This window comes from Corallococcus sp. CA041A (assembly GCF_003612075.1).
GTDB classification, from domain to species: domain Bacteria; phylum Myxococcota; class Myxococcia; order Myxococcales; family Myxococcaceae; genus Corallococcus; species Corallococcus exiguus.
Map to the genome: position 1 here is coordinate 25,749 of NZ_RAWF01000068.1, position 11,731 is coordinate 37,479.

Genomic DNA, 11,731 nt, shown 5'->3' on the forward strand with positions numbered 1-11,731 from the left:
AAAGCTGTCCGACTGTCGGACAAGTTCGCGGTCCTCGCGGCCCGGGGGCGCGCTGGCCCGGAGCGTGACGCGGTCGGTCAGCCCGGCGTTCCGGACCGTGAACCTTACGGCGCGGTGCGTAAACCGGTCGCTGTGTCGTCGCGGTGGATGACGCCTTCCTTCATCACGAAGAAGACCTTCTGCGTCACTCGGATGTCCTGGAGCGGATTGCCCGGCACGGCGACCACGTCCGCCAGCTTCCCCGGCTCCAACGTCCCCAGCTTGTCCGACACCCCGAGCAGCTCCGCCGTGTTCACCGTCGCGGTGCGCAGGGCCTCCGCGGGCGTCAGGCCGGCCTGCACCAGCAGCGCGAACTCCTCCGCGTTGCGCCCGTGGGCGAACACGCCCGCGTCCGTACCGAAGGCGATGCGCACGCCCGAGGAGATCGCCTTGCGCAGCACATGCTCCCTCCGCCGGTCCACCGCGCGCAGCTTGGCGACCGTGTCCGGCGGGAGCTTGCCCTGATCCGCCAGCTCCTTGATTCCGAAGAACGCAAAGGCCGTGGGCACGTACCAGGTGCCCTTCTGCTTCATCAGCGCCACGCCTTCATCGTCCATCAGCGTGCCGTGCTCGATGGAGTCCACGCCCGCGCGGATGGCCCGCTTCGCTCCTTCCGCGCCGTGCGCGTGCGCGGCCACCTTGCGCCGGTGCGCGTGCGCTTCGTCCACCACCGCGTCCAGCTCCGCCTGGGTGAACTGCGGCGCGTCCGGATCCGCGTTGAGGCTCATCACGCCTCCCGTGGCGCAGACCTTGATGACATCCGCGCCGTACTTCACGTTCTCGCGCACCTTGGCGCGCAGCGCATCCGGGCCATCCGCCACGCCGCGGCTGGCGTCCTGGGCCAGCAGTCCCTTGCGGAACGAGTTGCCGTAGTCACAGTGCCCGCCCGTAGAGCTCAGGCTGGACGTCGCCGCGAGGATGCGCGGCCCCACCACGATGCCGCGCGCGGTGGCGTTGCGCAGGCCCACGTCGATGAAGTCCTCCGCGCCCAGGTTTCGCACGGTGGTGAAGCCGGCCATCAGCGTCGCTCGGGCCCACGGCAGCGTGTCCAGCGTCTGCTCAGGGATGGTGCGCTGGAACCCGTCGATGAGGTCCTTTCTCCAGTCCGGACCGGGCTCGACCGTCATGTGCGTGTGCGCGTCCATGAAGCCCGGCAACAACGTGGCGTCGCCCAGGTCCACGATGCTCGCGCCCTCCGGCACGGGCGTCTTCGGGCCCACGCCCACCACCCTTCCCTCCGACACCACCACCACGCCCGGGGTGATCATCTTCCCCGCCTTCGCATCGAACAGGCGGGCGGCCTTCAGCACCTGGACCCGAGCGGGTTCAGCGGCGGATGCGGAGGACAGCGACCACAGGAGGGAGCCGAAGAGCAGAGCACGTCGCAAGGTCCCGCCATGCTACCGCGTTGCCGCGTTGCCTCAGCCCGCGTGCATCCGATCGAACTCCACGGCGCAGTGCGCTGAGAACACCTTCACCTCGTGCCCGTGTGCGCGCACCAGCCCTCGCAGGCGCTCCTGGTTCTGGAGCCGCACGGCGTTGTTCTCGGAGAACAGCCGTTGGAACAGCGCCAGGCCCCACGGGCTTCGCGGCGCGACCGGGTTCACTTCATGGTGGCTGAAGTACGCGTCCCCCGCGTGCAGCACCCAGCCTCCGGGCCCCTTCACCGCGACGCCGCAGTGGCCCGCGGTGTGGCCCGTCAGCGGCACCAGCAGGACCTCGGCGTCCAGGCCTGGAATCAGCCGCACCGCCTCGAAGCCGAACCAGCGCTCACCCTCCACCGCGTACCGGCTCCACTTCGGTCCATGGGCCCACTGCACCGGCTTGTAGCCGTGCCTCGCGCCCGCCACAGGGGGCACCACCGCCGCGGCGTGCTCGTCTCCGAAGATGTGGACCTGGGCGTCCGGGAAGTCCGACAGGCCGCCGACGTGATCCAGGTCCATATGCGTGGGCACGATGTGCCGGACGTCCTCGCGCCGGAAGCCCAGCCGCTCCACCTGGGCCAGCGCCGTCTCCGCCGGGTCCAACCGGGGCGTGTTCCGTCTCACGAAGCGCTGTCCCAGACGCCCCTGCGCGTCCTGCACGTCCCGGGTCCCCAGGCCCGTGTCCACGAGCACGAGCCCCCGGGACGTCTCCAGCAGCAGGCAGTGGCAGACCATCCGGGCCCGCTCGAACAGGCCGCCCGAGCCCGTGACGAACCGGGCACTGGCGGGACATAGGGTTCCACAGTTGAGGTGATGGATTCGCATGTCCGGCAAGGTACGGACCGGGCCCGCTGCCCGATTGGAGGAATCGGCCATCCTGCCCGGGGCCCGGGTTGAAGCGAGGGTCCGTCCGTCCCATGCTTCCTCCCGCATGGCCACCCTGGCAGACAACGCGCTGGCCCCCCGGGCCGACCTGTCCCGCTTCGTCCAGCGCGTGCGCGTGCTCTGGCGTGGTCCCTCTTCGGGCGACTACGTCCGCGTGCCAGACGGCACCGTGGAGCTGGTGATCCGCGTCACCTCCACCACCTGTGACGTTCACGCCCTGGGCCCCCGGGAACACGTGGTGCGCAAGGCGCCGTCGGAGGTTCCGCCCGACACGCTGGGCATCCAGTTCAAGCCCGGCGGCGCGTACCCGTTCTTCGGCCTGCCCATGTCGGAGCTGGCCCACCGGTCACTCTCCATCGACACGCTCTGGGGCAAGGCGGACGGCGCCCGGCTCCGCGAAGCGCTCGCGGAAGCTCCCTCCCCCCAGGCCCGCCTGCGTACGCTCGAGGCCGCGCTCGTGGCTCGGCTCCACCGGGACGACGTCTACGAACCGGCCGCCGCATACCTCGTGCGGCGAGGCATCCGCCTGCTCACCGACGCCGGGGAACTCCCTCGCGTCGCGGATCTGGCCCGCACATTGGGCGTGAGCGAACGGCACCTGCGGCGCGCCTTCGACGACGTGCTCGGCATGGGACCCAAGTCCTACGCCCGGATCGTGCGCTTCCAGCGCGCGCTCCAGGCCTCCACCGCCCAGGGGGCACGGCCGGACTGGGGAAGCATCGCCGCCGGTGCGGGCTACTACGATCAGGCCCACCTCATCGCGGACTTCCGGGCCGTCCTGGGCACCACGCCGGGCGCGTGGGTGCGCGCACGGGCCGCCTGAGCGGGGCCGGACGCGCTGCGTCGGGACCCGGCGGGTGGGGAAAGCGCCTGCCCGGTGAGCCTCCCAGGGAATCGTTTGGGCGCTCGGACGTTCTGCGGTGGGCGTGGGCGCTTTCCCAGCTTGACCGACGCTGGGCCATCCCTCACAAACGCCCCGTCCCCGCGGAGTTCTGTCCCGCGGCCCGAAAGGATCCCATTCAATGAAGCGATTGGTCGTCATCGCCGCCCTCGTGGGTGCCGCTCCGGCGCTCGCCGATGAAGGCATGTGGACGTACAACAACTTCCCCGCCGCCAAGGTGAAGGAGAAGTACGGCTTCCAGCCGGATCAGCAGTGGATGGACAAGCTCCGCCTGGGCGCGGTGCGTCTGGCCGGCGGCTGTTCCGCCAGCTTCGTGTCGCCGGACGGCCTGGTGATGACCAATCACCACTGCGCGCGCGGCTGCATCGAGCAGCTGTCCACCGCGAAGCAGGACTACCTGGCCAACGGCTTCTACGCGAAGGCGCAGGCCGAGGAGAAGCAGTGCCCGGCGATGGAGGTGAACCAGCTCGTCGAGATCACCGACGTCACCGAGCAGCTCAACAAGGCCACCGCGTCGCTGACCGGCAAGCAGTACTCGGACACGCTGAAGGCCGAGATGTCCAAGGTGGAGAAGGCCTGCTCCAACGGCGACGACAAGGTGCGCTGCGACCTGGTCACGCTGTACCAGGGCGGCAAGTACAACCTGTACAAGTACCGCCGCTTCCAGGACGTGCGCCTGGTGTTCGCCCCGGAGCACGCCATCGCCTTCTTCGGCGGTGACCCGGACAACTTCGAGTTCCCCCGCTACGACCTGGACGTGACGTTCGTGCGCGTCTATCAGGACAAGCAGCCGGTGAAGACGCCGGACTACTTCAAGTGGTCCGAGGGCGGCGCGAAGGAGAACGATCTCACGTTCGTGGCCGGCAACCCGGGCCGCACCTCGCGCGCGCTGACCATCGCGGAGCTGGAGTACACCCGCGACGTCTCCCTGCCCAAGACGCTCATGTACCTCTCCGAGCTGCGCGGCATGCTCACCGAGTTCCAGAAGCGCGGCCCCGAGCAGAAGCGCATCTCCAGCAACCTCCTGTTCGGCGTGGAGAACGGCCTGAAGGCGTCCAAGGGCCGCCACGAGGCGCTGCTCGACAAGAAGTTCTTCGCCTCCAAGGTCGCCGCGGAGCAGGAGCTGCGCAAGAAGGTCGACGCGAACCCCGAGCTGAAGAAGAAGTACGCCGCCGCCTGGGACGAGATCGCCAAGGCGGAGGCCCAGCTGATCACCCTCCGCAAGGACCTGAACTTCCTCGAGCAGGGCAATGGGCTGTCCTCCGGCCTGTTCCACACCGCCCGGGCGCTGGTGCGCGCCGGCGACGAGCTGCCCAAGGACAACGGCCAGCGGCTGCGCGAGTTCAACGACGCCAACCTGACCGCGCTCAAGGCGCAGCTCTTCAGCCCCGCGCCCATCTACCCGGAGCTGGAGATCGCCCGCCTGACGTTCGGCCTCACCAAGATGCGTGAGGAGCTGGGCGCCAAGCACCCGTTCGTGAAGAAGGTGCTGGGCAAGGAGTCCCCGGAGCAACTCGCCACCCGCGTGGTGAAGGGCACGACGCTGAAGGACCCGAAGGCCCGCAAGGCGCTCTGGGACGGCGGCAAGAAGGCCGTGGACGCGTCCAAGGACCCGATGGTCCAGCTGGCCCTGCTGGCGGATCCGGACGCCCGCGCCATCCGCAAGAAGTTCGAGGACGACGTCGAGTCCATCATCAAGAAGAACAGCGAGCTGGTCGCCAAGGCGAAGTTCGACATCTACGGCACCAGCCAGTATCCGGACGCGACCTTCTCTCCGCGCGTGTCCTTCGGTTCCGTGAAGGGCTACACGGATGAGGGCCAGCAGGTCGCCCCCATCACCCAGATGTCCGGCACCTTCGAGCACGCCACGGGCCAGGAGCCGTACGCGCTGCCCAAGTCGTGGGTGAAGTCGGAGAAGGTCATCACCGGCACCACGCCGATGAACTTCGTCAGCACCAACGACATCATCGGCGGCAACTCCGGCTCGCCCGTGCTGAACAAGAACCAGGAGGTCGTCGGCCTGGTGTTCGACGGCAACATCCAGTCGCTGGGCGGCGAGTACGGCTTCGACGAGTCCGTGAACCGCACGGTGGCCGTGCACTCGGAAGCCATCATCGAGGCGCTCCAGAAGATCTACGGCGCCAACCGCGTCCTGGAAGAGCTGCGCCCCGGCAGCACCAAGGTCGCGCCGGTGAAGGCGAACCCGGCGGGGTAGTCTTCCCACTGGCTTCCTGAAGCACCCCAGAGGCTGCCCGGTTCGCTCCGGGCAGCCTCTTCGTTCATCCCCATTCCAGGAACTCCATGCGCCTCCGCCCTGCCCTCTTCGCCGCCGCCCTCGCGCTGCCGGCCTGCGCCGCGAGGCAGCCCGTGGAGCCGGCGCCCGCCACGGTCCAGGACGTGGTCTCCACGGTGGACGTGGACCACTTCTGGGAGGCCTACGACGCCGTGCGGGCCACGACGGATCCATCCGAGCAACTGGCCCGGTTCCAGGCGCTCTACGTCGACCGGGGCACGCCGGGGCTGCACAGCTTCATGCGCGCCAGGCGCTACACGGCGCAGGGCTACGTGGACGCCATCCGCGACTACCCCCGGTTCTGGGAGTCGGTCCGTCCCCTGACGTCGCGCGCCCGGGACGCCGTGGCCCACGTGGCCCCCACGCTGGAGCGCTTCCGGGCCCTCTACCCCCGGCTGGGGAGCGCGGAGGTGTACTTCACCGTGGGCGCCCTCAACTCCAGCGGCACCGCGCTGGACGGCCGGGTGCTCCTGGGCGCGGAGCTGGCCACCGGCGACGCGCGGGTGGACGTGTCCGAGCTGCCGCCGAAGCTGCGCGCGGGCCTGGGCGCCTACTTCCAGAGCCGCCCGCATGAAGGCCTGGACCTGCTCATCGCCCACGAGGCCGTGCACACGCGCCAGAAGGCCCCAGCGGACGTGCTGGTGGACTGGATCGTCTACGAGGGCGTGGCGGACTTCGTGGCCGAGCAGGTCACCGGCCGGCTGCCCGCGCTGGCCTACGTCACCTACGGACCCCAGCACGACGCGGAGCTGCGCGAACGGTTCCGCGAGGCCCAGGACTCGACGCGCTTCTCCCCGTGGCTCTGGTCGGGCCCGGACAACGCGGACGGCGTGGCGGACCTGGGCTACTACGTGGGCTATGCCATCGCTCGCGCCTACCATGCGAAGGCTCCGGACAAGCAGGCGGCGCTCCAGCGGATGATCGAGCTGGACTACGCGGACACCGCCGCGGTGAAGACCTTTGTCAGGGAGAGCGGCTACCTGGAGTGAAGTCACGGCGCCCCGGCACTTCCCCCGGGGACAGGAGACAGATGGACGCGCGCGCCGAGCAGTTCATGCGGGACGGGTACCTTCGCATCGACGGGGCCTTCCCCCGGGAGGTCGCGGACGAAGCCCGGGCCCTCCTCTGGCGGGACACGGGGTGTGACCCGGACCAACCCGCCACCTGGACCCGCCCCGTCATCCGCCTGGGCATGTACACCCAGAAGCCCTTCGTGGACGCGGCGAACACGCCCGTGCTGCACGCGGCGTACGACGAGCTCGTCGGTGCCGGGCGGTGGCTGCCGCTCGGGGCGATGGGCACGTTCCCCGTGCGCTTCCCCTCTCCGGAGGATCCGGGCGACGCGGGGTGGCACATCGACGTGGGGTTCGACTTCGACAAGCCGGACTTCATGGAGTGGCGCGCCAACGTCGCCTCCAAGGGCCGCGCGCTGCTGATGCTCTTCCTCTTCTCCGACGTGGGCGAGGACGACGCGCCCACCCGCATCCGCGTGGGCTCGCACCAGGACATCGCCCGGCTGCTGGGCCCCGCGGGCGAAGCGGGCCTCACGCTCCGTCAGCTCGCGGCCAACGGCTTCGCGGAGTCCGCCCACCGGCAGGAAGTTCTGGCCACGGGCACGGCGGGCACGGTGTACCTGTGCCACCCCTTCCTCGTGCACTCGGCCCAACCCCACAAAGGAACGCGGCCGCGCTTCATGGCGCAGCCGCCACTGCTGCCCCGGGAGCCCCTGAGCCTGGCCCGGCTCCCGGAGGACACGTCGCCGGTGGAGGAAGCCATCCGGCGCGCTGTCACCTGAGTCCTACCGCCTCACTCCCACTCGATGGTGGCGGGCGGCTTGGAGGAGATGTCGTAGACGACGCGGTTGATGCCGCGCACCTCGTTGGTGATGCGCGAGGAGATCTTCTCCAGGATGGGGAACGGGATGCGGGCCCAGTCCGCCGTCATCCCGTCCACGCTGGTGACGGCGCGCAGCACGCAGGTGGACTCGTAGGTGCGCTCGTCGCCCATCACGCCCACGCTCTGCACCGGCAGCAATACGGCGAAGGCCTGCCACACTTCCTTGTACAGGCCGGCCTTGTGGATCTCCTCCTGCACGATGGCGTCCGCGCGGCGCACCAGGTCCAGGCGCTTCTCGTTCACCTCGCCCAGCACGCGGATGGCCAGGCCCGGGCCCGGGAACGGCTGACGGGAGACCATCTCGTCCGGCAGGCCCAGCTCGCGGCCCAGGGCGCGGACCTCGTCCTTGAAGAGCTCGCGCAGGGGCTCCACCAGCTTGAGCTTCATCTGCTCCGGCAGGCCGCCCACGTTGTGGTGGCTCTTGATGGTGACGGACGGGCCCTTCCAGGACACGGACTCGATGACGTCCGGGTACAGCGTGCCCTGCGCCAGGAAGCCCGCGTCCTGCACGTCTCGCGAGGCCTCCTCGAACACGGCGATGAACTCCCGGCCGATGATCTTCCGCTTCTGCTCCGGATCCGTGACGCCAGCCAGCTTCGACAGGAAGCGCTCGCGCGCGTCCACCGTCTTCAGCGGCACGTGGAAGCGGTCCACGAAGAGCGCCTCCACCTGCGCCCGCTCGCCCTGACGCAGCACACCGTTGTCCACGAAGATGCACTGGAGCCGGGGGCCAATCGCCCGGTGCAGCAGCAGCGCCGCCACGGAGCTGTCCACGCCGCCGGACAGCCCGCAGATGACGCGGCCTTCTTCACCGACCTGCTTGCGGATGGTCTCCACCGCCTCGTCGATGAAGCCCTTCATCGTCCACGAGCCGGAGACCTTGCAGTCGTTGAAGAGGAAGGCGCGCAGCATGGCCTTGCCCTGCGGCGTGTGGACCACCTCCGGGTGGAACTGGAAGCCGTACCAGGGGTTCGTCTTGTGGGCCGCCGCCGCGAAGGGCGAGTTGCCACTGCGGCCGATGGCCTCGAAGCCGGGCGGCAGCTCGTCCACCCGGTCGCCGTGGCTCATCCACACCTGCACCTGGTCGCCCGGGCGGAACTCCGCGAAGGGGCCTCGCGCGCTCAGGACCTCCACCGCCGCGCTGCCGAACTCACGGTGGGCGCCCCGGTCGATGCGGCCTCCCAGGAGCTTGGAGATGAGCTGGAGGCCGTAGCAGATGCCCAGGACGGGGACGCCGGCCTCGAAGACGAAGGGGTCGCAGCGCGGGGAGCCGGGCGCTTCCACGGACGCCGGCCCGCCGGAGAGGATGATGCCCCTCGGCGCGAACTGCCGGATGTCGGCGGCAGGGAGGTCCGGGCGGTGGATTTCGCAGTAGACGCCCAGCTCGCGCACACGGCGGGCGATGAGCTGGGTGTACTGGCTCCCGAAATCAAGGATCAGGATCTTCTCGGAGTGCAGGTCCACCGGCGATTCTCCCAGGGGGCGTCGTTGACGGGTGGGGGCCCTTATCGCTACAAACTTCGGGAAATCAACGCTGAAAGGCCGTCAATTGTTCGTGCGCCGCCTGTCCGCTTCCACTGCAGCAGCCATGCTCCTCCTGTCCGCCTCGGGGTGCGTGAAGGAGATCACCTCCGACGAGCGTCTGGAGCGTGACACCCGCAGCGTCGCGGTGAAGGACGCGCCCGGGGTCGAGGCGTTGTCCAAGCTCACCTGTGACGACACCTCCGCGCCCCTCAACAAGGCCCGGGACGTGAACCGTCCGGAGTCCGACCGGCTGGTGGACTACGTCAACCTGTACTCCTCCCTGAAGGACCGCACCCACACCTTCGAGGAGGCCATGTCCCGCAACCCGGACCTGAGCTACCGCGAGGGCAGCCAGAACCTGGTCAACGCCAAGGACGCCTGCATCCAGCAGACCGCGGACGTCCGGGTGGAGTTCGAGACCTACCTGCGTGAGCTGGTGGCCGTACCCACGGTGCAGGAGATCAAGGGTGGAAACACCGTCACGGTGGCCCGCCTGGACTTCGGCACCCTGAAGAAGGCCATCGAGACGCTGGACCCGGACGACCGCGAGTCGCTCCTCCAGAGCGTGAACTCGGCGGAGAAGCGCGTGTCCGCCACGGTCGCACCCGCCGAGGACACGTCCACGGGCAGCGGCAAGCGTCGCGGCAAGTAGTCCCCCGCGGTCCTCCCCCGGCGCTCTGACCGGGGGAGACTCCCCTGCCCCGAAGCCTCCCGGTGACGGTGAGGCTCTGGGGCGATTTGACGCCCTACTCCATCCGGTAGTTGGGCGCTTCCTCGGTGATGATGACGTCGTGCACGTGGCTCTCCTTGAGCCCGGCGGACGTGATGCGCGTGAAGGTGGCCTTCGTGCGCAGCTCCTCGATGGTGGCGCAGCCCACGTAGCCCATGCCGCTGCGGATGCCGCCCAGCATCTGGTGCACGTTCATGGAGAGCGTGCCCTTGTACGGGACGCGGCCCTCGATGCCTTCCGGCACCAGCTTCACCGCCTCCACGTCGGACTGGAAGTAGCGGTCCTTGGCGCCCTGCTTCATGGCGCCCAGGCTGCCCATGCCCCGGTAGCTCTTGTAGCTGCGGCCCTGGTACAGGATGACGTCGCCGGGGGACTCTTCCGTGCCGGCGAACAGCGAGCCGATCATCACGGAGCTGGCGCCCGCGGCGAGCGCCTTCACGATGTCGCCCGAGTACTTGATGCCGCCGTCGGAGATGATGGGCACGCCGTGCTTGTCCGCCTCGCGGGCGCAGTCGTCCACCGCCGTCACCTGGGGCACGCCCACGCCGGCCACCACGCGGGTGGTGCAGATGGAGCCCGGGCCAATGCCCACCTTCACCGCGTCCACGCCCGCTTCAATCAGCGCGCGCGTGCCTTCCGCGGTGGCCACGTTGCCGGCGATGAGATCGAAGCCCTTGAAGTTCTTGCGCGTGTCGCGCACGCCTTCGATGACGCCCTTCGAGTGGCCGTGCGCGGTGTCCACGACGATGACGTCCACGCCCGCCTTCACCAGCGCGTCGATGCGGGCTTCGCGGTCCGCGGACACGCCCACGGCGGCGGCGCAGAGCAGGCGGCCCTTGGCGTCCTTGGCGGCGAACGGGTGGGTGAGGCGCTTCTCGATGTCCTTGATGGTGATGAGGCCCTTGAGCTCGTAGGCCTCGTTCACGACGAGGAGCTTCTCGATGCGGTGCTCGTGCAGCAGCTTCTGGGCGTCGTCCTGGGTGATGCCCTCGCGGCCGGTGACGAGCTTCGTCGTCATCACGTCCTCGACCTTCTGGGAGAAGTTCTTCTCGAAGCGCACGTCGCGGCTGGTGAGGATGCCCACCAGGCGCTTGCCCTGCACCACGGGCACGCCGGACACGCCGTGCATCTTCATCAACTCCAGGGCGCGGGCGAGCGGCGCCTTGGGTTCGATGGTGATGGGGTCCACGACCATGCCGCTCTCGAACTTCTTGACCTTGAGGACCTCCAGGGCCTGCTGCTCGGGCGTCATGTTCTTGTGGATGACGCCGATGCCACCCTCCTGGGCCATGGCGATGGCGGTGCGCGCCTCCGTCACGGTGTCCATGGCGGCGGACAGCAGAGGAACGTTCAGCCGGATGTTGCGGGTGAGGCGGGTGGTGAGGTCGGCATCACGCGGGGTGACGGCGCTCTCACCGGGCAGCAGGAGCACGTCGTCGAAGGTGAGGGCCAGCCGGATATCGGGGTTCAACATGGGGGCTCCCGGAGGCCCCGCGGGGCACCAGCGCCCGGCGGGTGCGTGTCCATACGGTTTGCGCGGCTGCCGCGCAACGGAAGAAGGTTTTTTGCCGCTCGTTCCCGGGGACTTCAGGTGATACTCGGCGTCCCACCAACACTTATTGGGACTTGGACCGGGCCTTGGCGGAATTGAATCAAGCGGGGGCGGTCGGGCTGGTGGTGAAGCTGCCCTTCGCCACCCCCGAGGAGTTCCTCGCGAAATACGGGGGCAACATCACCCGGGGCGGCATCTATTTGCGCGCCAAGGCCGTGCGCCCCCCAGGCACGGCCGTTACCCTGGACCTCCGCCTGGCAAGCGGCGACCGGCTCCTCTACACGGCAGCCATCGTCCACTTCGTCACCGGTCAGCAGGGCCAGGGCATCTCCGGCATGGGCTTGAAGTTCGGAGAGGCGGATCCCCCGACGCGCCGGTTCCTGGACGCCGCGGTCGCCATCCTCCCGCACGCCCAGTCGGACGTGCCGCCCGTGCCCAACGGCGTGGGCCCCGCCGATTTCTCCGTGCCCTGTCTCTTATACACCTC

The 11,731-nt window shown here is 69.3% G+C and carries 10 protein-coding genes; 6 read left to right on the forward strand and 4 right to left on the reverse strand.

The features are described 5' to 3' along the window. Positions 1-104: 104 nt before the first annotated feature. Both D7V77_RS14600 and D7V77_RS14605 read right to left on the reverse strand, forming a co-directional pair. Positions 105-1,427, reverse strand: a complete 1,323-nt coding sequence (locus D7V77_RS14600) for an amidohydrolase family protein (RefSeq protein ID WP_120576892.1) — start codon at positions 1,425-1,427, stop codon at positions 105-107. A gap of 33 nt (positions 1,428-1,460) precedes the next feature. Next, positions 1,461-2,288 (reverse strand): MBL fold metallo-hydrolase, encoded by an 828-nt coding sequence (locus tag D7V77_RS14605; protein ID WP_169820330.1) that lies wholly within the window; start codon positions 2,286-2,288, stop codon positions 1,461-1,463. A gap of 106 nt (positions 2,289-2,394) precedes the next feature. On the opposite strand from D7V77_RS14605, the gene D7V77_RS14610 reads away from it, so the two are divergent. From D7V77_RS14610 to D7V77_RS14625, 4 genes are all read left to right on the forward strand, one after another. Further along, positions 2,395-3,171 (forward strand): AraC family transcriptional regulator, encoded by a 777-nt coding sequence (locus D7V77_RS14610; protein ID WP_120576894.1) that lies wholly within the window; start codon positions 2,395-2,397, stop codon positions 3,169-3,171. A 199-nt stretch (positions 3,172-3,370) separates the two neighbouring features. Next, positions 3,371-5,464, forward strand: a complete 2,094-nt coding sequence (locus tag D7V77_RS14615; RefSeq protein ID WP_120576895.1) for a S46 family peptidase — start codon at positions 3,371-3,373, stop codon at positions 5,462-5,464. A gap of 86 nt (positions 5,465-5,550) precedes the next feature. Then, on the forward strand, positions 5,551-6,531 hold the full coding sequence (locus tag D7V77_RS14620; RefSeq protein WP_120576896.1) for a DUF2268 domain-containing putative Zn-dependent protease: 981 nt from the start codon (positions 5,551-5,553) through the stop codon (positions 6,529-6,531). Positions 6,532-6,572: 41 nt separating this feature from the next. After that, positions 6,573-7,337 (forward strand): phytanoyl-CoA dioxygenase family protein, encoded by a 765-nt coding sequence (locus D7V77_RS14625; protein ID WP_120576897.1) that lies wholly within the window; start codon positions 6,573-6,575, stop codon positions 7,335-7,337. Between the two features lie 11 nt (positions 7,338-7,348). On the opposite strand, the gene guaA is transcribed toward D7V77_RS14625, so the two are convergent. After that, positions 7,349-8,902 carry a glutamine-hydrolyzing GMP synthase gene (guaA, locus tag D7V77_RS14630; RefSeq protein WP_120576898.1) on the reverse strand — a complete coding sequence of 518 codons (1,554 nt, stop codon included), beginning with the start codon at positions 8,900-8,902 and terminating at the stop codon, positions 7,349-7,351. 124 nt (positions 8,903-9,026) lie between these two features. Here guaA and D7V77_RS14635 point away from each other — a divergent pair, with 124 nt between their 5' ends. Beyond that, entirely contained in the window at positions 9,027-9,614 is a 588-nt protein-coding gene (locus D7V77_RS14635; protein ID WP_120576902.1) for a hypothetical protein, read from the forward strand. A 94-nt stretch (positions 9,615-9,708) separates the two neighbouring features. Here D7V77_RS14635 and guaB read toward each other — a convergent pair whose 3' ends face one another. Next, complete coding sequence (gene guaB / locus D7V77_RS14640; RefSeq protein WP_120576899.1) at positions 9,709-11,166, reverse strand: IMP dehydrogenase; 1,458 nt, start codon at positions 11,164-11,166, stop codon at positions 9,709-9,711. A 164-nt stretch (positions 11,167-11,330) separates the two neighbouring features. On the opposite strand from guaB, the gene D7V77_RS14645 reads away from it, so the two are divergent. Next, the coding region (locus D7V77_RS14645) for a TIGR02266 family protein (RefSeq protein WP_120576903.1) at positions 11,331-11,731 on the forward strand (401 nt) is incomplete at its 3' end.